This is a genomic window from Anatilimnocola floriformis, assembly GCF_024256385.1.
Classification (GTDB): domain Bacteria; phylum Planctomycetota; class Planctomycetia; order Pirellulales; family Pirellulaceae; genus Anatilimnocola; species Anatilimnocola floriformis.
The window spans coordinates 2,791,723-2,817,269 of sequence record NZ_JAMLFW010000001.1; the positions used below are offsets into that span (position 1 = coordinate 2,791,723).

Sequence of the window (25,547 nt, forward strand, 5' to 3'; positions counted from 1 at the left end):
GATTAGGAGCAAGCGATTGCGCTGCACTGCGGAGCCGCCTTCGGCTCCTGAGCATTGCGAATGATGCTTGTCAGGATGTGTTGCAAATCGGCGAGGCCCCGTTCGGCCACTCCCTGGTCTTGGATCAGGCACTCGCTCAGCGAACGACGTTGCCAGTAGGCGAGCAGCGTCAACTCAGCGATTTGCGGCAACGTGAGCAGATCCAACTGATTGGCGCAGGCTCCAAAGGTCTCGCCGGTCGAAGCCTGCAGTTGCAAAACCGCCGAGGCTTCGCGAACAGACAGCATCCGACTCGAAAGCGAGACTGCGCCCATCCATTGCGGACCGCGCCACCGTGCTTGCCAGGCCTCTGCCACGGTCGCGGCAGGCAAGCAACCCGATTCGACGAGAAAGTGTTCAAACACCTCGTCGAATTCGCAAACCAGCCCCACGCGTGTCATATTCGCTCTCACTGCCCGCAGCACGAATGAAAAACTTACCCAGACATACATGCCTTACCGAAACGGAAAAGCCAGTGCCTCCCCATGCGGATGGTTCGTAGGTAAATTCCTTAGCTGTGCGCCGCAGCAGCGCGCAAAGTCCACCAAATGCTCAACGCGGCGGTGGTGAGAGTGGCAGCAGAATCGAGAACTGTGTGCCGCCGCCAACAGCGGGTTTGCAGTCGATTTCGCCGCGATGCGCGCGGACGATTGTCGCGCTGATCTTCAATCCCATTCCGAGGCCGTTGGCCTTGGTGGTGAAGAAAGGAGTGAAGAGTTGAGAGACTTCGGCGGGTGAAATTCCCGCCCCGTAGTCACGGATCGAAACGCAGCAATGAGTCGGCGAAATTGCCGCCGCGGTAATCTCCACAAGCCGCCCACTTGAGCGACCGTGGCCTCGAGAGCATTGCGCAGGATATTGATGAACACCTGCTGCAGTTCGATCGTATCGGCAAACAACCACAGCGGGTCTTCCGGCATCGCGACGCGGCATTGAACGCCGGCGTTTCGGTATTCGTGACGCAGCAGTTCCAGCGAAGCGGCCAGAATGTCACGCAGGTCCTGCGTTGAGCGGCGGCTTTCTCGCTTGGTCGCAAAGGCCCGCAAGCGGCGAATGATCTCGCCGCAGCGATTGGCGAGTTCGCCGATCTGACTAAATTTTTCGATCAAATCCGGTTGCGACAGCGCGCCGGCGTTCGCCGCGGCGGCACATCCTTCGGCATACAGGCTGATCGCTGCGAGCGGCTGATTGAGTTCGTGGGCAATGCCCGCGGCCATTTCGCCCATCGTCGCAATCCGTCCCGCATGCGCCGCTTGATTGCGCAGAGACTGAACTTCCTCTTCCGCCTGCACATCCTTGGAGACATCTTCGGTGAAGAACACCAGGCCACCGATGTTTCCTTCCGCGTCGCGCCAGGGCTGAATTTCCCAGCGCAACCAGGTTGCGGTACCGTCAGCGCGTTTGAACATATCACGTTCGCAGCGTTCGACGGCGCCTTGTAAACAACGGTTGTGAATTTCGCGCCAGCGCGGCGTAATTTCAGGAAAGACTTCGTAATGCGAGCGACCGAGCAGATCCTGCCCCTCAAGTCGGTAATCAACGAGCCAGCGCAGGCTGCAAGCGATGTACTTCAAATCGCGATCGAACATCGCGACGCCGGCAGGCGCGTATTTGAGCAATAGTTGCAATCGCTCGCTGCTTTCGCGCAGCCTGGCCTGGGCTTGAGTCTGTTCCGTCATGTCGACAGCCAGACCCGTCATTCCGATCACTTTGCCGTCAATGTCATGAATGGGCTCATAGTGCGAATCAAAAAAGACTCCCTGACCTTCGGCCAAAAAATTGACCGATTCCCCAGACAAGGCACGTTCGATGGCGCGCAAAGATGGCGTCGCCGCAGGATAAACCTCCGCAATCGTCTTGCCGACGAGTTGACCAGGACGCAATCCCACGCGGGCGAGACCGCGCCCCTCTGACGCAGTCACGCAGCCATCGCGATCGAGTGAGAACAAAATGAGCGGCGCCTTGTTGATGATCATCATCAACCGATCGTGCGCAATCTGCCGTTCTTGTTCGGCTTCTCGCCAGTTCGAGATCTCACTAAAGAGAACCGCGAATTGCAGCGGTTGCGTACGATACGCCAACACAATCCATTGCCGCTGCGTCTTCGGATGGACGTATTCGCTGCGCAACGGCTGACCCGTGAGCGCGACCTGTCCGTAGGTTTTGACCCAGAATTCGCGATCATCGCTAGGAAACTCAGAATGCAGCTTGCCGATGACATCGGCGCGGCGCACATTCATCAACGTTTCGAAGGCGGGGTTAACGTCGAGATAGCGGTAATCGATTGGCTCTCCCTGGTCGTTCACGATCAGCTCGTGCAGCGAGAATCCTTCGGTCATCGTTTCGAACAGTTGACGATAATGCTGTTCGCTGGCCTGTAACGCCTCCTGAATCTGCAAACGCTCCCGCATGTGCCGTTTGCGCTCGGTGATGTCGATCGTCGAAGCCATCAGCGATTGCGGTTGGCCATCTTGATCGCGAAGCAAGGTCGCAGAGACAAGCAACACAATCAGGTTGCGATCCTTGCGAACAAAGTTCAACTCGCCGACCCAGGCATCGTTGGCCAGCACGGTCTCCATCACGCGTGCGCCGGCAGCTGGATCCTCACATAAATCTAAGGCAAACATTCCCAACATTTCTGTCGGCGAATCATAGCCCAGCATTTGCTGGAACGATTCATTGACAAAGGTCAGCCGGGCTTGCATGTCGGAGATCACAATGCCGTTGATCGATTGCTCGAGCGCGCGCTGCTTCAGCCGCGAAGCTTGCTCGGCATTTTCACGCTCGGTGACATCCAAGCCCACGCCGACCATCCAGCCCGAGTTGTTGCCAGGTTGAAAAGCCGAACATCCGTTCCACTCCAGGATGCGAATCTCACCGGTAGCGGAACGAATGCGGGTCTGCACCGTTTCCATCCCTTTGGCCAGATAAGAGTTGGCCATGGCCGTCTGAATGCGCGCCTGTTCGCTCGGCTCCAGAAACTCCGTGACCCAATCCTTCTCCTGGAGTTCTTTCAGAGACCATCCCAAGAACTCTGCCGTGCGCCGGTTGACGTAATGCAAATCACCGGCGTGGTTCAGAATCACAATGAAGAGCGGAATGGAATCAACCAGGTCGTTCGTCATGAACTTCCGCAGTTCCTCCTCCGAAGAAGGTTCCGCTGGCTTTGATTCACAACGGCAAGACGCTACCACTCGACCCGCTTGCCCCGACGGCAGAACGCCTCCCTGCAGACGAATTCTCCAGACCGCGCTGGCGGTGCCGTTCAGTTCGAATTCTTCCGCCAACGGCGCACGAGATTCGACCGCCAGGCGCGCGGCCGCCAGCAAACGACTGCAATCGGCGGCGCTGAGCACACTTAGCAGCGAAATCGGCTTTTTCTCGCCGCGAACAACCGGGACTGCTTGCAGAAATTCCTGCAGCGCAACATCTACCCAATCCCGTTCCGACGCGGGGTCACATTCCCATATTCCAATGAAGCCAGCCTCTTCGAACATGGCAGGTATCCGAAGTCAATCATCGCAAATTCCAGAGACCTCGTAGGCTACCCAGTATGACGGCATCGCGAAAGGCCTTGGTGGGTATGGCTTTTCGGCGTTCTTGCCGTGCTGCGACCGAATCGGGATTTTCCTTAGTCGATTTTGTATGTCATTTTTTGACAGTAAATGCCGATGTTCGCCTTACGATCATCACTCGTTTGGGGGCAAACGAGGGGTGATTTGCTTCCATTTTCACCGTTGAAACTGCAACTTCGATTGAGGCCGCCCCCATGAATTCGCTTGCGGATGATTCGGTTCTTCTTCGGGACGACCTGGGATTTCGCCGGAACCAACCAATTCATGTTCACGTAATCGACGACGACGCCGATGTGCGAGCCTCGCTCGAGTGGACGCTGCGATCCGTCGGTTATCCCGTTCAGACCCACGCCAGTGTGGCCGAGTTTAGCGACTGCAAATCTGTGCAAACGCCCTGCTGCGTGATCGTCGACCTGATCATGCCAGGCATGACCGGCTTGAAATTCTGCCGTGAACTCGCATCTCGCTCAGGTTGCAACTTCGTCATGCTCACGGGTCACGGCGACATCGCAACAGCCGTCGAAGCCATGAAGCTGGGCGCGACCGACTTTCTCGAAAAGCCTTGTCCACGGCAGAAGCTACTGAGCGCCGTGCAAAGAGCACAGCAATCACTGCTGGCGGAACTTGTGGAGCTCAAAGAAGAAGAACTCACGCGACAACAGATCGAGCAACTGACGACGCGCGAGAAAGAAGTCCTGGAGCAAATGGCCCAAGGCCGAGTCACCAAGGAAATCGCATCTCAACTCGGCATCAGCGCAAAAACAGTCGACGTTCACCGCTCACGCATCTCTCAAAAGCTGCGTTTCGACTCTCCCACCCAACTCGGCAGGTTTGTCGCCGTTGAATATCGCCGCCAACAACGCCTCATCCGGCAGCAACCGCAAGATTAAAGACTGCAATCGATCCTGCTGAGCGTTAGCATCTCATCGGGGTGCTTACTTACGGCGCCAGCGACTTCAAAAAAGCTCGTCGACGAGCTTTTTCTTGGAATGACAATCGTGGTAAGTCCTTGCGCAGAATGGTACTCCAAGAGAGCCTGAACCTCCAACCTTCACTTCCGCAGGACTTTTTAAATACCTGCCGAAAAGCTTCTTTCCCCCGGGCTTTCCGCCTCTGGGGCCGGTTCCCCCGCACAGGCATAAAAAGCTATCTCAGTATTGGCTTTTCGGCCCGTCCGTCGGTATATTCCGATCTATCGCTCCAGATTCCGTAGCTAGCCTTACTGCTACTGCGGGCGCTTGGAGGTGGCCTCTCTCGACCCCTCTCTCACTCTGTTTTGGTACCTCTCCATGCTGAGCCGTACTCGGGCAATGTTTCGTCGTTTCTTGACGCAGCGCAACAAACGGTCGTCACAAGCTCCTTCTGCCAGGCGGCGCGCGTTTCTCGAAGCTCTCGAATCACGCGTGGTGTTGCACGGCGACGACGGGCCGCAATGGTTCGACAATCCCACTGCGGAAGTCAACGGCTTGGGCCTAGTCATCAATGCGGCGAGCAGCCCGATCTACAACAACAAGTTGTCGATCACCAACGACCTCGAAGGCAACGTGATCATCACCGATGAGCTCGTGCCGTTCACCAGCACGAACATTCCCGGCGCGGAGCTGAGCGACGACAACCATCAGCTGAAGGTGCCGCAGGCGGTCATCTTTGCCAACGCCATCTATGTGATCGGCGGCAACGGCGACGATACCCTGACGGTCGACTTTTCGCAGGGCAATCCGATTCTCCCTGGCGGTCTGTTCTTTCAGGGCGGATTGCAGAACAGCACTAATCCAGGCGATCAGATCGTGCTGCAAAACGGCACGGTCGATAGCGTCGACTACACGTTCGTCAACGAAAACGATGGCGCGATTGCGGTCGACGGTCGAAATATCAACTACACGGGCCTCGAGCCGGTCGTCGACAATCTCTCCGCGGCCACACGCAGCTTCACTTTTACCGGCGCTGCCGAAACCGTCACCATCAGCGACAACATCGCTGGCGATGGCATGACTCGCATCGACAGTACGCTGGGCGAATCGGTCGATTTCACGGCGCCGACGACATCGCTGACGGTGATCACCAACGGCGGTGACACGGTCAATGTGAACAGCTTCGATGCCGCCTTCAACACGCCGCTCATTTCGCTCGAAGGAACGACCAGCACCAATACGTATAACCTCGGCACAGGCAACGTCATTCCCGATGCGACCAATTTGAATCTAGCCGGCAATGCTGCGCTCGTCCTCAACGCCGCGAACGGCGAAACGATCGGCGCGCTCTCCTCGACGAATACGACGCCCACTATCGCGCTGACCACCGCTGGCCAAGCGTTGACGCTGGGCAATGCTACGAGCACGGCTTTCACTGGCGTGATTTCGGGTGCGGGTAACATCATTAAACAAGGCGCAGGTACGCAAACGCTCTCGGGTGTGAACACCTTTACCGGCAACACCACCATCAACGCCGGGGCCATTGCCGTGGCCGCCGATGCTGGGCTCGGCGCTGCGCCAGGCGCAGTCGTGGCCAATGCGATTGTGCTCAACGGCGGCACACTGACAACGACGGCCGGCTTCACGCTGAATGCCAACCGCGGCATCACTCTTTCCGGAACCGGTGGCACGGCGAACGTGACGGGTGGCTTGACCTACAACGGCACGATCACGGGCGCATTTCCCTTCACGAAAACGGGGGCCGGCGATCTCATCTTCTCGACCGCAGCCATCGTCCATGGTTTTAGCACCCTGACGATCAATAACGGCCGGCTGTTTTATGTCAGTCAAAACAACGTGGGCAGCGCCGCCATTCCAATCTTGATTCAGAACGGCGGCATTCTCGATCTGCAGACCAACGCCTCGACCATCGGCAATCCGATCACCGTGCAATCGGGTGGCGGCATCAACGGGCGCGCGGCGCTGACTCTCACGGGTGTGGTCACGCTGCCGACGACGGGCACTGTTATTTTCAATCGTGACGACGGCGCGACGACGACGATCGTTATGAACAACGCCGCCAATGCCGTGGCGATGACCGGCGCGCTGACGATTCAGGTCGGCAACATCAACGCGACCGTCGGCACGGTGACGATGAACCACTTGATCAGCGGCGGTTTCGGGCTCAACAAGACCGGCACCGCCGCGGTGCTTTTGAGCAACGCCAACACCTACACGGGTGTGACCAGCATCCAGGCCGGCACGATCATCGCGGGCAATGCGACGGCGCTGGGAACGACGGCTGGCAATACGGTGATCACCGCCGATGCCTCGCTCGATGTGCGTGCCAACATCGGCACGGAAGGGATTTCGATCATCGGTGCCGGTGTCGGCCGCACGGGCGCTCTTGTGACTGGTGCGGGTAGCACAGGAACCGTTGGCGGGACCGTCGCGATGACCGGCCCAACTTCGATCGGTGGTGCTGGCACATTAAATATCGACGGCGTGATCTCGGGCGGTTTTGGCGTTACGAGGGTCGGCGCTGGCAATACTGTTTTGACCGCCACGAACACCTACACCGGCGTAACGAATGTCAAAGCCGGTACGCTGACGCTTTCGGGCGCAGCAGCCACGCTAGGCACGGCGGCTGCGGGGACGATCGTCGACAACGGCGCAGCACTCGCTTTGCAGGGCGGAGTGACGGTCGCTGGCGAAAGCTTGTCGTTAACTGGAACGGGCCCCGGCCCGGGTGCGTTGCAAGGCGCGCTGATTAATGTCAGCGGCAATAATTCGATTGCGGCTTCGAGCCCGATCACTGCCGATGACGTGAGCCTGGGGGAACTCCGTTTCTACTCGCAAGCCAATACGTTGACGGTCGATGCTCCGATCAATCTGCGCTACTCCAAGCTGACCGTAGCCGGTCCGGGCAATACGACGATCAACGGCGTTATCAGTGGCGTGGGAACATCGGGAACTGGCGTGCCAGTCGAAAATGCAGCCACCAATACGCAGTTGTTCAATCTCGTTCCCGAAGCGAGCAGTTACTCGCTGATCTACGAACTACCGATCTCGAACGCACTCGATTACGACGTCAGCCTCCCTTATTCGATCAACAACAACGTCGCCTTCACGGCGCCGTTCGATCGCATCGGTTATTACCTGGAGTTGTATAGCGGCGGCACGGGCCCCTCGTATGTCTTCGTGACGATGGACGCATTCACCACCAACGACGCCCAGATTGGCGTGCCCAACGGTGGTTGGATGTTCCAGCTTCCGGTGGCCAACATGAACGTCACGTCGAACGTGGCGGGTGTGGTCAATGGCACCAACATCGCGACCGGCAATATTGAATTCTGGCCTAGCAATTTTGGGGCGGCGCTCAACACGACCGTTACGCCGCCGAACCAGGCCGCCAGTCCGACGAATGCCAGCGCCACGCTGTATGACTTTGGCGACAGCGGCGCATCGACGGCAGCCAACGGTCACGGCTCGATGCAGATCCATAACTACGATCTCGACGGCGCAGGTCCGTTGACGGCCGGTCAGACCATTATGTCGGTCACGCACTTCAATACGGGAACTGCGGGCCAAGGAAGCATCGGCATTGGCAACAACCCGACTGGCAACCCGGATTACACGTTCACGGAAAACGTTTCCAGTTACACGATCAAAAACCTCGTCGTACTCGCCCGGCAGACAACTCCCACGGTCTTCAACGCCGATAACAGCGTCATCAAACAAGGAAGCGGCACGCTGACCCTGGCCGGGGCCAATACCTACAACGGCAGCACGACGGTGAAGGGCGGCGTGATGCTGTTAAGCGGCGCTACGGCGGCGCTGGGCGACGGCACGGCGGGAACTTTTGTGGAGTCCGACAGCACTCTCGCACTTGCGGGCGGCGTGAACATTGCCAACGAAGCCCTGCGCCTCGACGGCGTGGGAGCACTCGGCCAATCGGGTGCGCTCGTCAATGTGAGCGGCAACAACACGATTGCCGCCACGAGCCCGATTACGGCCCGGCCGATCAATCTTGGTCAAGTTCGGCTGGCTTCGCTGGCTGGCACGTTGACGGTCGACGCGGCGATTAATCTCAACTCTTCCAAGCTCAGCGCTGATGGCGCTGGCAACATCGTTCTGAACGGTGTGATCTCTGGCGCTGGCGCGAATGTCGGCACGGCTTTACCGGCAGGCGTTTCGGGCGTTTACGCCAATGTGCCGGAAGCCAGCGCGTACTCGCTGGAGTATGAATTGGATATTCCCGCCACGGCGAACTTCAACACCGTCGCGCCGACCTACACGGTCGACAATTCCGCCGCCATCACGTCGAGCTACGACCGGATGGGCTACTACGTCGAATTGCAAACCGCCACCGGCGCGCTGCAATACGTGTTTGTGTCGATGGACACCTTCCAAGCCGACGACACGCTGATCAACATTCCGAACTCCGCGGCCAAGATTGCCCAGCTGTTCGTCAACAACATGAACGTCGTCTCGAACGTCTCAGGCGTTTACAACGGCGTGGGGCTTGCGACGGGCAATGTCGAATTCTGGCCCAACGACTATGGCGCTGCCAATGCGAACAGCGTTCCCAATGCGAACGCCGGCAACCTGGATTTCGGCGATACGCGCTCGGCCGGCGGCAACCACGGCTCGATGCAGATTCACAACTTCGATGTCGATGGCGTGGGGACGGGAACTGCTGGCCAAACGATCTTTGCCTACAACAATTGGGGCGCTGGTGGCACGGGCGGCGCGCTCGGCATCGGTAATGACCCCAATACTGGTCGTGGCAACTACAACCCGGACTGGACTTTTGCGGCCAATGTCGGAACGTACACGATCAAGCGGATGGCCGTACTGGTGAAGGAGACGACACCGACCTTCCGCCAGACCGACAATAGCTTCGTCAAATTGGGAACCGGCACCGTCACGTTCGGCGGCGCGAATACCTACAACGGAACGACCACGGTCAACAGCGGTACGCTGTTGCTCAGCGGAGCCACGGCTGCGCTCGGATCGAATGCCGCGGGCACGTTCGTGGAAAATGGCGCCACGCTGGCCGTGCAAGGCGGCGTGAATATCAACGGCGAAACGTTGCGACTCGACGGCGTCGGCGCTGCGGGTCAGCTTGGCGCACTCGTCAACGTCAGTGGCAACAACACGCTCACCGCGACCAGCCCGATCACTGCTCGCCCTGTCAGCCTGGGCGAACTGCGCCTCGCTTCGTTGGCCGGCACGCTCACGGTCGGCGGCACGATCAATCTCAATTCGTCGCGCTTGTCAGCCGATGGCGCTGGCAACATCGTTTTGAACGGTGTGATCTCGGGTACTGGGGCCGATGTTGGTGTAGCGCCGACAGCGGGTGTCAGCTCGATTTTCTCCGACGTTCCCGAAGCCAGCCGTTATACGCTCGCGCTCGAGAGTGGTAACTTGCCGTCGAGTGTGAATGGCGCCGTAGCGTTTCCCTACACGCTGAATAACACGGCCTCGATTGGTGCGTTCGATCGCATCGGCTACTACTTGGAACTGCAAGGCGGAACGTTTGCGCCGACGCGGCAGTATGTGTTTGTGACGATGGATGCCTTCACCAGCAACCTCGGCCTGATCGGCATTCCGAACGGCCCGTCGCTATGGATGTTCCAGCAGTACGTCAGCAACATGAACGTTACTTCCAACGTAGCGGGCGTGGTAAATGGCACGAGCATCAACACCGGCAACATCGAGTTCTGGCCCAGCAGCTACAGCCAAGGAAACACGCTCGGCGTTCCCAATGCCAGCAGCGCGGCGACCGAACAGGCCTTCGATTTCGGCGATGGCGGATCAAACACGACTCTTGGTTACGGCTCGTTCCAGATTCACAACTATGATCTCGACGGCGCCGGGCCGCTGACTGCCGGTCAAACCATTCTCGCTTACAACGACTGGCGCAACGCGACGCCCGATGCGGGCATCGGCAACAACCCGAGCACTCGCGGCACGGACTACACCTTCCAAGCCAATCTCGCGTCATACACCACGATCAAGCGTTTGGCCGTGCTCGTGCGCGAGACCAATGGCCCGAGCTACCGGCAAACGAATAACGCCCTGACGAAGCTCGGCAGCGGTTCGCTTACGCTTGGTGCAACTAACACCTACAACGGCGCGACGACCGTAACCGGCGGCACGCTGGTGGTGAATGGCTCGATTGTCACGAGCCCCTCGGTGACCGTGCAAACCGGCGCGACCATTTCGGGTTCGGGCACCACCAGTCCGCTGACTGTGAATGCCGGCGGTACCGAAGCTCCGGGCACGCCGATCGGCAAGCTAACGACGACGGGCAACTATGTCGAGAACGGCGCGCTGGCGATTCAGATTGGTTCGCCCTCGGGTAGCGTGGCTGGCACCGATTACGACCAGGTGGCCATTCTCGGCAACGGCAGCGTGACGATCGGCGCGGCGGCGACGTTGGCCGTGACTTACACCGGCGCAGCGGGAACGTTCGCGCCGACGCCAGGTCAGGTTTATGTGATCATCAATAACGACGGCAATGTTGCTGGCGACACGACCGGGACGTTTGTGGGACTCGCCGAGGGCGCCACCGTCATGGTCGACGGCAAAGCTATGACGCTGCAATATCACGGCGGCGATGGCAATGATGTGGTCCTTGTCGCGCCGGCAGCTTCGGCCCTGTATGTGAATAATCAATTCACGGGGAGCGGCACCGTCGATGGCGACGCCGAAACCCCTGGCATGCAAGCAGCCGTGATCGGCACGAGCGCCTTCGCGAGCATTCAGGCAGCCCTCACTGCCAATCCCGGCTACAGCGGCGTGATCATCGTGAACGGTGGCGATTACTCGGCGACCACGGCTTCGCTGGCCGGTGGTGGCGATGTCGAATTGCGTCTGGTGCAGGATCTGGCCAACAACGAACTCAACGTGACGCTGGGCGCGCTGACCGGCAGTGCGGGTGATCAGATTGTGACGCGGTTCTTTAACTCGGCAAATGCGAACCTGATTGTCACGAGTGGTTCGTTCCCGGGGGTGATCAGCGGCACGGGGAATGTGGTGAAGAGCGGCACCGGCGCGGTGACGCTCAGCGGCACGAATACGTTCAGCGGTTTGACCGACGTGCAGGCCGGGACGCTGCAGATTTCGAATGCGAGCGCGCTCGGTACGACGGCGGGGGCGACGCAGGTGGCGAGTAATGCGCAGTTGCAACTCAATGCCGTGACGGTGACGGGCGAGACGATCACGATCAATGGTACGGGTGGCACGAACAGTCAGGGCGCGCTGCACGGCTTTGCGGGCTCGAGCACTTGGGCTGGCCCGGTGATCGTCGGCAACGCGGCGACCAACAATCGCGTGGGCGCGGCGAACACCGCGACGCTGACGTTGAGTGGTGCGATCAGCGGTGGACAAGCCGGCGCGATGGGTGGTCTGACGGTGCGCAGCGACACGACGGGTGTCGTCGTGGTCAGCGGCGGCGCGAACACGTATCTCGGCGATACGACGGTGGTGGTTGGTACGCTGCGACTTGCCGGTGGCGCCGATCGGTTGCCGGTGGGAACGAAGCTGGCCCTTGGCAACAACGCGAGTGTTTCGCCGGCGATTGTCGATCTCAACGGTCAGAATCAAACGGTGGCCGGGTTGTACTCGGTGACGGGTGCGAACGTGACGATGCAGGTTACGAGCACGCTGGCGGCGACGCTGACGGTGAACCTGGCGAGCGGCACCGACATCTACACGGGCGTGATCAGCGGCGCGGTGAGCTTGACGAAGAGTGGCGCGGGAACGCTGTCGCTGGCTGGCGCCACGGCGAACACGCAGACGGGCACCACGACGGTTTCGGCCGGCGTGCTGAATCTGAACAAGACGGCGGGCGTGAATGCGATTCCGGGTCAGCTCGATATCAACGGCGGCGCGGTGACGTTTAGTGCGAACAATCAGATCGCCGATACGGCGAGTGTGAATGTGAGTGGCGCGGCGAGCGTGTTCAACGGCACGTCGTTCAACACCGGCACGCTGCCGAATATTCAAGAGACGTTTGCCAACCTGACGATGACCGGCGGTTCGTTCTCGACCGGCGCGAATTCGAATTGGAACATCACCGGCACCGGCACGTTCACCGGCGGCGCGGGGAACACGATCTTCCTCGCCAACAGCAGCACGACGATTGCGTTCGGCAACCTGGTGCTGACGAACATGAACGCTTCGCCCGGTTCGACGCCGCAGGCGAACAACAGCTTTGCGATCTACGGCGCGAGCCCGACGATCGGCACCGCTACTGTTGGTTCGCTCACGCTGAACGACAGCGTGCTCAACCTGCGAAAGAGCCTCACGGCGGGCGATGCTGGTTCGCGACTCGTGCTCAACGGCAACGTGACGTCGACCGGTACGTCGTCAATCATTGTCGAAACGGTCAGCGGTACGATCGGCGCGAGCAACGTCGAACTGAGCGGCACTGCCGGCGCGGCGAATCGTTCGTTCAATGTCACGGGGACACTGACCGTGAGCGCGCCGATTGTGAATGGGGCGGCGACTCCGGGTTCGCTGACGAAGACCGGCGCGGGAACGCTGGTGCTGAGCGGCGTGAATACTTATACCGGGACGACGAATGCCAATGGTGGTGTGTTGCAACTCAGCGGTGGCGCGGCGGTGCTCGATACTGCCGGTGTGGTGAATGTTGGGCTCGGCGGCACGGTGCAACTGCTCGCGAATGAAACGGTGTCGAGCTTTGCGGGTGCGGGTGATAACGTTGGCACGAATGATTCGACGCTGGCGCTTGGGGCGTTCACGCTGACGACGACGGCCGGCGCGGCCATTGCCAATGTGACTACGAGTGGTGGTTCGATTGTAGCCGGCACGAGCATCACGGATGCGGATGATGATAATAATGTGACGGGCACGAGCATCGTGCTGCAAGCTGCAACCGGTGTGGGCACGAGCGCGGATCCGATTGAGACGACGCTGGCGAATCTTGAAGCGAGCGGCGGCAGCGGTGGGGTATTTTTGGCGAACACTGGCAACTTGATCATCGGTGGCGTGAGCGCGCTGGTGGGTGTGAGCGCGACGGCCAGCGATGTGAACGTGAGTGCGACCGGCAGTCTGACCGTGAATGAAACGGTGAGCACCACGACGAGCGGCAATGTGACGCTCTCGACCATCGATGCGGCGGGTGTGGGGCAAGACATTGTGCTGACGGCAGCCGTGAATGTGAATTCGGCTGGCGCGATCACGCTGAATGCGGGTGATAATGCGACGCTGAATGGCAATCTCGTGAGCGGCACGACTACGACGGTGAACATCGACGTCGGTGTTGCGGACGCCGGAGTCGGCGGTGTGTTCGCGCTGACGGGGACCATCACCGCGCCGAGTGGAGCCGTGCTCAACGGCAACGGCGACAACGATACGTTTAATCTCGCGCCGCAAGCGAACGCTGCGGTGACGGTCAATGGTCTCGCGCCGCACATGACGCTGACCGGCGACGTGCTCAATCTCGATCTGACGGCGACGACGAGCCGACAGCTGACGCTCGGCAGCATCGGCAGCGGCGTGTGGACTCTCAACAGTCCGCTGAAGAGTGTGACGTACACGAGCATCGAAGAGATGAACGCCAACGCGCCGTTCCATCTGTCGCTCGATGCGAATCTCTCGGCTTTCGGCAACACGGGCGTGCCCGACTTGATCACGCTGCGGCGCAGCGGTGCGAATCTGGTGGTCGAACGGACCGGTTCGGCAGCAGTGCCGGACAACGACGACGTCGGTGTGATCTTCCAAGGAGCCAGCGCGCAGATTCAGTCGTTTACTTATCTCGGCTCGAGCGACGATGACACGCTGACGATCAGCGACGTCGGCGGTTTGCCGACGTTCGCCGGCAGCGCGCCGAGCATTCCTGATAACTTGAATCTCGCCGGGGTCGGCTCGGTGTTGCTCGATGGCAACGGCGGTGCTGATAAGTTGCTCTTCAACTTGACCGGCGCGAATGCGGCTCTGTCGTACGCGATCGGCAACGGCACCGGCGCTGCCGGCAACGAAGGCGAAGTGCTGGTTGCTTCCGGCGCGGCTTCGCTGCAGGCCTACTTCGTGCGGACGGAATCTGCCGAGCGGACCGGCACCGGCGCGACTCCCGGCGCGCTGCAGATCATCGGCGATTCGGCCGCGAATGTGTTCGGCATCAACGGCAGCGGCGCGAACACGATCGTGAGCGCCACCGGCTACACGCCGCTCACGTTCAGCGGCAATAACTTCGGTTCGATTGCGATCGATGCCCTCGCGAATGCCGACACGATTGACCTCGCGAGCTTCGGCAGCGGTCAGACGAACAACCCGAGTGTGACTCTCATCGGCAACACGGGCAACGATACGATTCGCGTCTTCAGCACGAGCGGCAACACGGGCACGGTCACGCTGCTCGGCGGCACGGGCAACGATTCGTTCGTGCTGCAGAGCGCCGCGGGCGGACCGGATGACGACATCGTCGGGCCGGTCATCGTCGATGGCACCGATGGATCGCTCGCCGCGAACAACGACACGCTGACGATCATCGATACTGCCGACGCGACGGGCGACACGGTGTTCATCAACGCGGTGAATCCAACCGCATCGGCTGATTATCGCGTCGAAGGTGTGAACGCAGCCGCTGGCGACGATGTGATCTTCCGCAACATCGACACGCTGAATTACACGGGCACGACCGGCAACGACACGATCGACGCCCAGTTCGTGAACACTTCGCCCGCGCACGATCTGTCGATCGTGTCGCTCAGCGGTTGGCTTGGCGCCGATCAGTTCCTGCTGTTCACTTCCGATCAACAAGGTGGCACCGGCCCCGCGCCGACCGCGACGGCGAGCAGCGTTTCGACGATCGCGCTCTACGGCGACGCGCCGGGGAATCCGAACCCGGGCGACGGCAACGATGTGTTCGGTGCGACCGCGCCGGGCATCGTCGGCACCGGCTCTGGCAACGCGGGACTCACGGTTGCCGACAGCGTGCGCGGCATTCGTCCGAGCGCGAGCACGGCGATCACGATCGACGGCGGTCAACCGACCGCGCCGATCGGCACCATCGGCGACAGCGTCGGCGACGTGCTCAATCTCGATCTCAGCGGCGTGCCGCTCGGTTCGTCGTTCGTGCTCGCAACCCTCTCGGGCGTGATCGCGAGCCCCGGTCTCCAGCCGCTGAATTACACGCAGATCGAAGATCTCAACTTCATCACCAATCATCAGCTGCTCAACCTGCAACTCGGCGATACGCTGGTCCGCGGCTCGAGTGGGCCCGACACGATTATCTTCTCGCTGAACCCGTCGCCGACGCAGCCGAACGGCGTGCGCGTCCGTTTGAACACGACGTTCGTCGACTTCCCGATGAACGGCAAAACGCTGACGTACGCCGGCGATGCGAACGACTATGTGACGCACTCGAACGTCACCTTCCCGATGGAAATCCACGGCGAAAATGGCGACGATTACATCTCGGGCGGCATGGGGAACGACTTCATCGTCGGCGGCCTCGGTAACGATCAGATCAACGCCAGCGGCGGCGACAACATCGTCATCGGCGATGAAGAACTCACCGGCACGTTGCCCCTCGCGCAAGATTCCGCAATCGGCGGCAACGACATTCTCAGCGCGCTCGGCGGCAACGATGTCTTCTACGGTGGCGGCGGCAACGACCAGGTGAGCGCCGGCGGCGGCAACGATTATGTCTACGGCGGCGAGGGTGACGACACTGTCGACGGCAGCACCGGCGACGACCGCCTCTACGGCGGTGGCGGCAACGACATACTGAGCGGCGCGGTCGGCAACGACTTGCTCAGCGGCGGCGAAGGGAACGACCTGCTGCTCGGCGGCGACGGCAACGACGTGCTGATCGGCGGCGGCGGCGCCGACAACATGAACGGCAACGCCGGCGACGACCTCTTGATCAGCGGCCGCCTCGCCAACGAATCGAGCAGCTGGACCAGCCAAGCCGTGAACGCAACCTTCGGCGCCGCGCTCTACAGCCGTTCCACCGACAACGACGCCGCGCTGCTGATCCTGCTCAATCAGTGGTCATCGACCAACGACCGCAGCTCACTCGCCGCGATCACCAGCGACGCGATCTTCGACCAGGTCTGGGGCTACACCGGCAACGACGACTTCAGCGTCTCGGCAGGAGAAGCCCAAGACTTCAACGCCAACGGCATGGGCAGCGATGAGTTGTTTTAAGCGATCGGTCGCTCTGAACCGCAAAGGCTGTTAGTAATTCAGCCCCTCTCCCCAACCCTCTCCCCGGAGTACCGAGGAGAGGGAGTTAGGAAATCGAATATTTTCAAAATTTCCGCGCAAAACTTCTCCTGAAAGAGGCTCCAGATCCCCAGGTGGCTGCATGAACGCGGCTGCCGCACCATCAATGGGGATGCCTCATGTCCGATCTACATTGTCCCTGCGGCACGAATATGCCGCTTCCCCGGCATACGCCGCCGGCGTTGGCGCGGTGCCTGAACTGCGGCCGAGATTTGTCCGCGCAGGCCACGGCCGAGCTAAAACGCCAAGAGCAAGAGCGTCTGGCCGAAGAGCCAATCATGGCCGAAGCCGTGCCGCATTGGTCGCAGCGGATGTTGAGTGCGCTGCTCGACCCTCGGAGCATTCAATGGATGTTGCTCCTTGGTGGCGGTTTGATGGTGCTGGGCCTGGTCGTGTGGCTCGTCAGCTCAACGCTATTCGAAAACAAACTCGTGGTAGCGGCAACGCTGACGACGGGGAGTTTGCTGGTGCACTTTGCCGGCTGCGGCGTGGCTTTGAAGACGCGTTTCAAAACAGCTGGCCGATCGCTGGCCTTCCTCGGCTGTTTGTTGTTGCCATTGAACCTGTGGTTCTACAACGCTCACGATTTACTGACGCTCGAAGGACAACTCTGGATCGGCGGCGTGGTCTGCTCGGCGCTTTACATCGCGACGGTATTGCTCTTGAAGGATCCGCTGTTTGTGTATGCCGTTGAGGGGGGCATTACGCTCACGGCGGTGCTGCTGCTTGGTCAGCAAGGTGTGGTGGCCGACGCGACCTGGCTCAGCGTGATCTTTATGGTCCTCGCGCTGGTGTCGATCCACGGCGAACGAGTCTTTCCGCCCGCCGAAGAGACATTCAGTCGCAAGCGGTTCGGCTTGCCGATGTTCTGGTCGGGGCAGGTGCAACTGGCCGCGGCAGTTGTGTCGCTGCTCGGCAGTCAGCTGTTTGCAATCATTCTCGCGCCCGATCAAAAATGGTTCGCCACGCCGTGGCTCGGCAATTACCTGACACAGCACGATTGGCTCGCGGGTGGCCTCTGGCTGGCGGCCGCGTACGCTTACGTCTACAGCGATCTCGCGGTGCGGCGGCTCGGTTGGTATTTGTATGCCGCGGTCGGCTGCTTGATCGGCGCCGAATTGACGATCATTGGCCATCACTTGGATGCCGAGTGGATGATTGCGATGCCCGCGCTCACGGCGGTGATCATTACGCTGCTGGCGAATCAGACGGGGAAAGATGCTGCCGATCAAGGGATTGCTCGGCGGTTGCCGCCGCTGGCGATGATTCTTGCGGGAATCGCCGTGCTCGCGGGTCTCTGTCAGCATGTGCTGGCGACCAGTTTGCTCGCTGCCGATTTGAATTGGGATCGGCCGACCGGCTGGGCGTTTCTCGGCACGATGATTTTCGTTGCTGTTTGTAATCGAATTATGAGTGTGTTGTTGCAGCCGCAATCGCAACGGGCTGCCGGAACGCATGTGTTCTTCTCGGCGGCGAGCGTGCTGATCGCTGCGGCCAGTCTGGCTCGGTGTCTGCACATCACTTCGTGGACACAGCAAGCGCCGTTAGTGATGCTCGTGCCCATGGCATATCTCGCTGCGGCCCGCTTGTGGAAAGGTAGGAACTGGGAACATCCCGTGGCGATCTCGGCCCAGGTCGGCGCGGCAGTAATTCTCTGGCACGTGTTGTTCAATACGGTTCTCTTTCGAGTCGGTCAAAACACGAACCTCTTCGTCGAACCAGTATTTAACTCGCTGGACAACCTTTGGCTGGGCTTGGTCTTTGGCGAAGCAGCCATCTTCTATGTCCTCTACGCCGTATTCTTTCGGCAGAGTGTCAATATCTATCTTGCCACGGCTGCATCCTGTGCGGCGGTGTGGCAGCTGGCGAATTTCTACGGCGTGCCAGATGCCTGGTACACCATGGCCTATGCCAGCCTGGGTTTGATCGTGCTGGCCGTGGCGCGAGCGATTCAACCGCGGGATACGTTTCCTGTTGCGGGCGAAGCACCGCAGAGCAAGGAGTTCACGACCGCCACCGCGGCATTGCACAGTGCGAATGGTCTGCTCTCGCTGGCCTTTATCTCGGCGATTCTGCAAGCCTTGTCGCGGCTCGTAACACAGCAGGCCGGCTGGCAGTTGCTCAGTGCGATGGCGCTGACGACTCTGGCCGGATTGGTTGCTGTGGCTCTCGCACCGAGCGCGGCCTGGCGGCGTATTTATGCGACGTGCACTATCGTGCTCGCCGGACTGGCCTTCATTCTGCTGAACGTGTTGATCACGCTCACCGCATGGGAAAAGGCCGAGTTATTTGCGGTCGTCGTCGGTTTGGTGCTCCTGGTCGCCAGCTACATCGGGCGATTTGTAGAACGGGAAAAAGAAGAGACCGATCACATCACGCTTGGACTGTGGTTCGGCAGCGTGTTGCCGGTGATCGCGCTGTTCAGTGCCGCAATGTATTACCGGTTTGAAGTGCACCGGGTCTCGCTGCACGATGAGATGGGCTTGCTGACTGTTGCGGTGTTGATGCTCGTCACGGGCTACGCCTGGCAGCTGAAGTCGCCGGTGATCGTCGGCGGTGGGGCGCTCGGTTTATACCTGCTCGTGCTGATCGGCATGCTGGCCTACTTCCCCAATGTGGCCATCGGTTTCTACCTTGCCATTGGCGGCGGTTTGCTCTTCGCCTGTGGTGTGGCGCTGAGTGTATTCCGAGAACGACTGAGCGATCTACCAAGGAAAATCAGCGAAAGGGAAGGAGTGTTTCAAGTGCTGAACTGGCGATAGATGGTACATTTTCTCATATTCATCGTTTGCAGAGCGAACGATGAATATGAGGTAAAGCAATCGCTCGGCGACAATAGGAAAACTGATGACTACATCTCCGCCTGACGAACTACTGGAACTCGCGCTCGCCGAGTTCCTGCAGGCAGAGGAGAGCGGTCAGCCGATTACGCTGAGCGAATTGCTGGCGAAGTATCCGACAGTCGCCGGGGAACTCGCGGAGTTTTGCAACGCTCACGAATTGCTCCGCTCAACTGCGGAACCGCTACGGCAATCGGTGCAATATCTGGTGCAGCGGTGGGACCACGGCGGCAACGACATCGATCAATCCACGCTCGATGTTCCGCGAATTTCAGTGCTCGGTGAGTTACGCGAACCTGCGCAGTTCGGCGATTATGAATTGCTTGAGGAACTTGGCCGTGGCGGCATGGGGGTCGTCTACAAAGCACGGCACAGGCGACTCAATCGCACGGTCGCCTTGAAAATGATCCTGGCCGGTCGCTTTGCCGACGAAAGTGATCTCTCGCGATTTCGCGCCGAGGCGCAAACAGCGGCGGCGCTCGATCATCCCGGCATCGTGCCGATTCACGAAGCGGGCGAAGTCGACGGCATGCCCTATTTTTCGATGAGCTATGTCGAAGGGACCAGCCTCGCCGATCTGACGCGCAAGGAACCCTTGCCGGCAGCTGATGCTGCACGATTGATTCGCCGCATCGCCGCCGCCGTGGCGTATGCTCACGAGCAGGGCGTCGTTCACCGCGATCTGAAACCGGCGAATATTTTGCTCGCCCGCGATGCGAGTGGGCGGTTCGATCCCAAGATCACCGATTTCGGCCTTGCGCGGCGAATGGATGTCGACAGCCGATTGACGACCACTGGCCAAGTCCTCGGCACGCCGAGCTACATGTCGCCCGAACAGGCCTCGGGCCGGCCGCACGATGCCGACGCTGCGGCAGACATTTATTCGCTCGGGGCGATTTTGTATGCGGTGGTCGCTGGTCGGCCACCGTTTGTTGCCGACTCGCCGATGGACGTGTTGCTGCAGGTTCTCGAGAGCGAACCGCCTCCCTTGCGTTCGCTGAATGCGACGGTGCCGCGCGAGCTCGAATGGATTTGTTTGAAGTGCCTCGAAAAGCGCCCCGCCGACCGCTACACAACCGCCGCTGATCTAGCCGAAGATCTTGACCGCTTCCTGCGACAAGAACCGCCCGAAGCCCGTGGCGGCGCGCTCATTCATCAGCTTCGCCGTTGGGGCCGCAGAGAACCAGTCTTCGCTGCGCACATCATCGGCTTGTCGTTGATTCTTCTGCTGACGCAATTCATTTTTATCGGCCATCCCGACCGCGACCTCGATTATCACTGGCCGATCTGTCTACTCATTCTTTGCTGGCTCGGTGCGAGCGGAGTGCTGCAGCTCATTGCCCGACGGCAACTGGCCAGCGAAGTGACTGCCGTGCTCTGGAGCGCCGTGGATGTCGCGTTTCTTTCTGGCTTGCTCGGTCTTGTCGTCGCGCCGCGCGGCTTGCTCTTTGGCGGCTATCACGTGTTAGTTTGCGCCGCCAGCTTGTATTTTCACACGCGCGTGGTGATTGCCACCACGCTCCTCGCGATGGCAGCGAGCACGCTGTTATTAATTTTCCGCAACGACGCTGGTCCGTGGCATTACGGTGTGTTTCTCGAAGCTACGCTCGCGCTAACCGGCTTCTTCGTCAGTTATCACGTCTGGCGACTCGGTATCTTGCGCGATTATTACGAAGAGCGCCGGCCACGCTGGTAGTTGGATTTCCCACCTACGCCGCCCAAGCCGGCTATCCAACGAACAGCACTGCACTGGCGAATTACGACATTGCAACCTAAACTGAAAGTAGTACGCCGCAATGGCATGCGGCAGGTCTCATCATCGAGCGAAGCGGAGCGCCCATGCTGACCACGACCGAGCAGGAAGTCTCACCCACGATCACGCAGGGTGGGGACATTACCCCCAAAGAACCGAACGAACTGATCAGTCGGTATCAAGAGATCGTGAGCGAGCAGCGGCTCAACTGGACTTCGCACCTGCATCTCAACAAGCGACTCGGCGCCGGCGGACAGGGTGTGGTGTATCTCACGCAACTGCGCGGCACCGACGAATTTACGCTCCCTGCCGCGCTGAAGATTTTTTCGCCCGAACGTTTCGATGATGCCGCTGCTTACGACGATGCGATGACCCGCGTCGCACGGTCATCGGCCCAGATCGCACAGATTCAGCACGACAATCTTCTCTACGTCTATAACTTTGTCGATCGCCGCCGCATCCGCATGCTGGTGATGGAATGGATCGACGGCTACGACCTGCAAGACCTGCTCACGATGCGAATGTGGGAGCGGATGCGCGATCGCAGCAGCCAACGCCGCTGGGAATACATCAACCGAGTGATCTTCACCGCCGGCCCGACGCAGCCGCGGCTGAAGCCCGGCATGGCAGTCGCAGTGATTCGCGACTGTCTTAGTGGTCTCGCGGCGCTCCATCGCCACGGCATCGTCCATGGCGACATCAAGCCGTCGAACATCATGCTCAAGCGCACGGGCATCGCGAAGATCATCGATATCGGTTCCGCCTTCGAATACAACGCGCCACCGAAGTATCGCCCCTGCACGCCGGCTTATGCGGCCCCCGAAGTTCTCGAAAATCGCGAGTGCACGCCGCGGAGCGACTTGTGTTCGCTCGGTTATGTACTGATCGAAATGCTTGCCGGTTGCTCGCCGGTCGCCGGGGTGAATGATCTTCGGCAACTCCTCGAAGTTCGCCGAAATCTGCCGGCCCGCTTGCCGGAAATTCTGCCCGAAGAAGTGGTCCGCTGCGAACTGCTGCTGAGTTTCATTCGCGGCATGATCGCGCCCGATCCCATTCGTCGTTTCCCCAGCGCCGAAGCGGCTGATCTGCTCAAGGAAGGCGCCGCTGCCTTTCAACGGCAACTGGTCATCGGCGATCTCGCGGCCGAATATCCGAACGAGATTCGTGAGTGGCTTGATGAACTCAAGGGCATGGAAGCGCACGACGTCGCCCAAAATCTTTCCAGCTGGTAATCGCCGGAGCCTGCCGTTATGCAACGCTTGTCAATCTTCGCCGCTGCTGCCGTTCTGTTCTTGAGCCAAGCCGTTGCCTCTGCGCAAACGCGGGTCCAGTTCGAAAAAATGCGCCAGCAGATGGTCGACAAAGTGCTGGTTGCCGGCGGCATCAAGGACCAGCGGGTGCTCGATGTCTTCCGGCAAATTCCGCGGCATGAGTTCGTCGCGGTCGAGCACCGCCAGAAGGCCTATTTCGATATGGCCATTCCAATCGGCGATCAGCAGACGATTTCGTCGCCGTTCATCGTGGCCTACATGACGCAGTCACTCGATCCCAAACCGACCGACAAAGTGCTGGAGATCGGCACCGGTAGCGGCTTTCAAGCTGCCGTGCTCAGTCCGCTCGTTAAAGAAGTTTATTCGATCGAGATCGTCGAGCCGCTGGCGAAATCTGCCAAGCGCACGCTGGAGCGGCTGGGCTACAAGAATGTCATCACCAAGGCCGGCGATGGTTACCTCGGCTGGAGCGAACACGCGCCGTTCGACAAGGTGATTGTCACTTGCTCGCCCGAGGAAGTGCCGCAGCCGCTCGTCGATCAACTCCGCGAGGGTGGACTGATTGTGGTCCCCGTCGGTGAACGCTTTCGCCAGACGCTCTACTTGATGCGGAAGAAAGACGGCAAACTCGAGCGCGAAGCGCTGCTGCCGACGCTCTTCGTGCCAATGACGGGCAAAGCCGAAGACACTCGTCAGGTGAAACCCGACCCAGCCAATCCGCAGGTCGACAACGGCAGCTTTGAGGAGAAAGCCTTCGAATCGGGCGGTCAGCCCGGCTGGTATTACGAGAAGCAAGTCACCTGGCAAGAGATGTCGAACGCTCCCGATGGGAAGCACGCCATCACGATGCAGAACACGACGCCGGGCCTGTCTGCTCACATTTTGCAAGGCTTTGGCATCGACGGTCGGCAGGTGAAGAATCTCGAGGTGTCAGCCTGGATCACGACGAAGGACATCGTGCCGGATCTGAAAAAAGACGAAGCCCCGCTGATTGCGGTGACCCTTTACGATTCGCAGCGCCGCGAACTGGGCCATCAACTGATCGGGCCTGTGGTTGGCGACACGGCCTGGCATGAAATCAAAAAGGTGATCAAAGTGCCGGAGAACGCCCGCGAAGGGATTCTTCGCGTCGGCATGTTTGGGGCTACCGGGACGACCTCGTTCGACAAGATTCAGTTCAAGAAGGTGGATCCGAAGTAAGCAGGCCTTCGAGGTCCTTTTTTCGCTAAGCCGCTCACCTCGCCAGCACGCAGTTGCCACTATTTCGTTCAATCTTCTGAACAAACGAACCTTTCTTGGCCGAGTCGCGTCTAAGATTACAGCAGCGACCTCCGAATTACTCGGATGCGGCCGCGGCTCCTACCTCGCACAACGACCAGGGCCGTCCGAAACGCGGCTCACGCCCATGCAACGCTCCAAGCTGCGAAGGCAAATCACCTTCGAAGCGGCTCGTCTCATGTACTCGCGGGAAGAATCGGAATACTTCCGCGCGAAGCAGAAGGCCGCTCACCGTCTCTGCCAAGGTTGGGTCAAACCCGCCGATCTCCCCAGCAACGCGGAAATCCGCGACGAAGTGCAAGCCCTTGCGCGCTTGCACGAGGGAGATCGGCGCACGGACAATCTCCGCGAAATGCGGATCGAAGCCCTGCGCATGATGCGACTCTTGGCGCGCTTCCGCCCGCGACTGATCGGCAGCGTGCTGACCGGCCACATCCGCGCTGGTAGCGATATCGACCTGCATGTCTTCAGCGACAGCATTGAAAGCGTGTCGCACATTCTCGATGAACAGGGGCTGATCTACGACGTCGAACGGAAGCACGTGCGTAAGGACAATGAAGAGCGGATCTTCACGCACTTCCACGTGCAAGACCGTTTTCCGTTCGAGCTGACGATGTATCCGAGCGACAAGGCCCACTACGTTTTCAAAAGCTCGATCACCGGTTCTGCGATTGAACGGACGAGCATCAACGAACTCGAGCAGTTCCTCGAACGAGAATATCCCGAACTCGACATCAACGAAGCCGTGCAAAGCGCCGCCGATCGGCCCGATCGGTTTCAAGTCTATCAAAGCCTGCTGCTGCCGCTGGAAAATGTAAAGCAGAACTTGAAGTATCACCCCGAAGGCGAAGCCCTCTATCACAGCTTGCAGGTCTTCGACCATATGCGCGACGAACGACCCTACGATGAGGAATGCCTTCTCGCCGCGCTGCTGCACGACATCGGCAAGGGGATTGATCCACACGACCACGTCCGCGCCGGACTGGAAGCGCTCGACGGTTTCATCACACCACGCACGCGGTGGTTAATCGAGCATCACATGGACGCCCAGCAAGCTCTCGACGGCACCCTCGGCCAGCGAGCTCATCGACGCCTGAAAGAATCCGAAGACTACGACGATCTCTTGGTCCTAGCCCAATGCGACCGCGCCGGTCGGCAACCCGGCGCGCAAGCGCCGGAGCTCGAAGAAGCGCTCGACTACATTCGCGAACTCGGCGCGACGTTTGGCTAAGGCAAACAATGCGTACAATGGTGGCTCTCAGTAGCCTTTTATCTTCCTCCGGAGATTCACCATGTACGACAAAGCCAACCTCAAAAAACTGAAGAAGATCGGCCAATTAGCCCCGGAAGCCTGGAAGGGTTTTCTCGCCTTCGACGAAGCAGCGTTCAAAGACGGCGCGATTCCGGCCAAGTACAAAGAGTTGATCGCGGTGGCAGTGGCCGTGACGACGCAATGCCCTTATTGCATTGAAATCCACGGTGATCGCGCCAAGAAGGCCGGCGCTACCGAAGCCGAACTGGCCGAGGCTTCGTTGGTCGCCGCCGCGATTCGCGCTGGCGGCGCTGTTACTCACGCGACGCATTTGTTGGAATAACTAGCGTCGCAAATCGCTGGG

The 25,547-nt window shown here is 59.8% G+C and carries 11 protein-coding genes; 8 read left to right on the forward strand and 3 right to left on the reverse strand.

Annotated features, from left to right (window positions below; genetic code table 11):
* Nucleotides 1–2: 2 nt before the first annotated feature.
* The 3 genes from M9Q49_RS10735 to M9Q49_RS10745 form a co-directional block, all read right to left on the reverse strand.
* Nucleotides 3–440 carry a hypothetical protein gene (locus M9Q49_RS10735; RefSeq protein WP_254508741.1) on the reverse strand — a complete coding sequence of 146 codons (438 nt, stop codon included), beginning with the start codon at nt 438–440 and terminating at the stop codon, nt 3–5.
* Nucleotides 441–591: 151 nt separating this feature from the next.
* On the reverse strand, nt 592–801 hold the full coding sequence (locus M9Q49_RS35725; protein ID WP_254511835.1) for an ATP-binding protein: 210 nt from the start codon (nt 799–801) through the stop codon (nt 592–594).
* The gene (locus M9Q49_RS10745) at nt 705–3,536 is read right to left on the reverse strand and encodes a PAS domain-containing protein (RefSeq protein ID WP_254508742.1); all 2,832 of its coding nucleotides are present in this window, start codon (nt 3,534–3,536) and stop codon (nt 705–707) included. Before M9Q49_RS10745 ends, M9Q49_RS35725 begins: the two co-directional genes overlap by 97 nt.
* Nucleotides 3,537–3,808: 272 nt before the next feature.
* Between M9Q49_RS10745 and M9Q49_RS10750 the strand changes: the two genes are divergently transcribed.
* The 8 genes from M9Q49_RS10750 to M9Q49_RS10785 all read left to right on the forward strand — a co-directional run bounded on the left by M9Q49_RS10750 (nt 3,809) and on the right by M9Q49_RS10785 (nt 25,526).
* Nucleotides 3,809–4,504: a response regulator transcription factor gene (locus tag M9Q49_RS10750; RefSeq protein ID WP_254508743.1), complete on the forward strand. Its 696-nt coding sequence runs from the start codon at nt 3,809–3,811 to the stop codon at nt 4,502–4,504.
* Nucleotides 4,505–4,924: 420 nt separating this feature from the next.
* Entirely contained in the window at nt 4,925–16,711 is an 11,787-nt protein-coding gene (locus tag M9Q49_RS10755) for an autotransporter-associated beta strand repeat-containing protein (protein WP_254508744.1), read from the forward strand.
* Between the two features lie 197 nt (nt 16,712–16,908).
* The gene (locus M9Q49_RS10760) at nt 16,909–19,551 is read left to right on the forward strand and encodes a hypothetical protein (RefSeq protein ID WP_254508745.1); all 2,643 of its coding nucleotides are present in this window, start codon (nt 16,909–16,911) and stop codon (nt 19,549–19,551) included.
* An 85-nt stretch (nt 19,552–19,636) separates the two neighbouring features.
* A complete protein-coding gene (locus M9Q49_RS10765; RefSeq protein WP_254508746.1) occupies nt 19,637–21,325 on the forward strand; it encodes a serine/threonine-protein kinase in 1,689 nt (562 codons plus the stop codon).
* Nucleotides 21,326–21,468: 143 nt separating this feature from the next.
* Nucleotides 21,469–22,614 carry a serine/threonine-protein kinase gene (locus M9Q49_RS10770; RefSeq protein WP_254508747.1) on the forward strand — a complete coding sequence of 382 codons (1,146 nt, stop codon included), beginning with the start codon at nt 21,469–21,471 and terminating at the stop codon, nt 22,612–22,614.
* Nucleotides 22,615–22,632: 18 nt separating this feature from the next.
* Nucleotides 22,633–23,853, forward strand: a complete 1,221-nt coding sequence (locus M9Q49_RS10775) for a protein-L-isoaspartate(D-aspartate) O-methyltransferase (RefSeq protein WP_254508748.1) — start codon at nt 22,633–22,635, stop codon at nt 23,851–23,853.
* 205 nt (nt 23,854–24,058) lie between these two features.
* Nucleotides 24,059–25,162, forward strand: coding sequence for an HD domain-containing protein (locus M9Q49_RS10780; RefSeq protein ID WP_254508749.1), 1,104 nt, complete (start codon nt 24,059–24,061; stop codon nt 25,160–25,162).
* 61 nt (nt 25,163–25,223) lie between these two features.
* Nucleotides 25,224–25,526 carry a carboxymuconolactone decarboxylase family protein gene (locus tag M9Q49_RS10785; RefSeq protein ID WP_254508750.1) on the forward strand — a complete coding sequence of 101 codons (303 nt, stop codon included), beginning with the start codon at nt 25,224–25,226 and terminating at the stop codon, nt 25,524–25,526.
* Nucleotides 25,527–25,547: the final 21 nt, after the last annotated feature.